Origin of the sequence: Acinetobacter sp. SwsAc2 (assembly GCF_013391465.1) — a bacterium.
In the GTDB taxonomy this organism is placed as follows: domain Bacteria; phylum Pseudomonadota; class Gammaproteobacteria; order Pseudomonadales; family Moraxellaceae; genus Acinetobacter; species Acinetobacter johnsonii.
In genome coordinates this window covers 1-958 of record NZ_JACBEZ010000085.1, presented here as the reverse complement: position 1 = coordinate 958, position 958 = coordinate 1, and the positions used below count along the sequence as shown (strand labels likewise).

Annotated in this window: 1 protein-coding gene; it reads left to right on the top strand. The window is 37.6% G+C overall.

Annotated features, from left to right (window positions below):
* Nucleotides 1-48: 48 nt before the first annotated feature.
* A complete protein-coding gene (locus tag HYI04_RS16770; protein ID WP_029575007.1) occupies nt 49-825 on the top strand; it encodes a TIGR03915 family putative DNA repair protein in 777 nt (258 codons plus the stop codon).
* Nucleotides 826-958: the final 133 nt, after the last annotated feature.

The window sequence follows — 958 nt, the reverse complement described above, 5'->3', positions numbered from 1 at the left end:
CCAAATATCAAAAACAGCTTTCGCCTCAACTGGGCTTCGGTTTTTAGTATGTCGATATATCGTTTTGATCGAACCATGACTGGACTACTGAGTTGTGTATATAGAAGCTTTCAGTTTAAAGATTTTGACGTCAAGCTTGCATCTAACAATTCCCAAGCCAGCTTGTTTGATGAGTGTATTGAGGTTGCTTCAAATGACGAACACGCAGAGCGAGTTTGGCGAGGGTTAAAGCAAAAAATTACGGCTGAAAGTCTACGATCTTTTTATTATTGCTTTCTGTCTGAGCAGGAACAGGCACATCAACATCTTTTTAATTTCTGTATCTATGTATTTAAAAATACACATGCGGTAGATCGTAACTATGCGCATACGGATGTATTGGCTGTTTCGCACTGGGCCAAACAAGTGGGCAGGGAAAAGCATCGTATGGAAGCTTTTGTTCGCTTTAAAAAATGTAAGGATGGATTGTTTTTAAGTCTGGTACAGCCAGATTTTAATGTTTTACCGTTGATAGAACGGCATTTTAGAAACCGATATGAAGATCAAAGATGGTTGATTTATGATGAGAAAAGAAATTTTGGGATTTATTTTGATTTGACAGCCGTCCATCAGGTGAAGATGGATGTGGATCAAATTGATCATGCACACAAAGTCGGACACAGTCAGTCCTTTAATGTTGAATTAGATGATGATGAGCTGTTGTATGACCAGTTATGGAAAGATTATTTTAAAAGTATCAACATCAAGGCAAGAACAAATATCAAACTACATGTGCAATATGTTCCTAAACGCTACTGGCGTTATATGAATGAAAAAACAATCTAGCGAGATGAGAGGTGGTCCCACTTGTTTGAACAACTAAAAGCGTATTTATAAGTGATATTCCGCTCTAGTTAAGCCACCTTGTTTTGTTGGGGTAGCTGATCATAGTAAAACTCATTTGGTGTCATTTTGTCTA

What these genes read in the sequence shown, in the direction of transcription:
- HYI04_RS16770 (WP_029575007.1), top strand. Translation starts at nt 49, where the DNA reads ATGTCGATATATCGTTTTGATCGAACCATGACTGGACTACTGAGTTGT.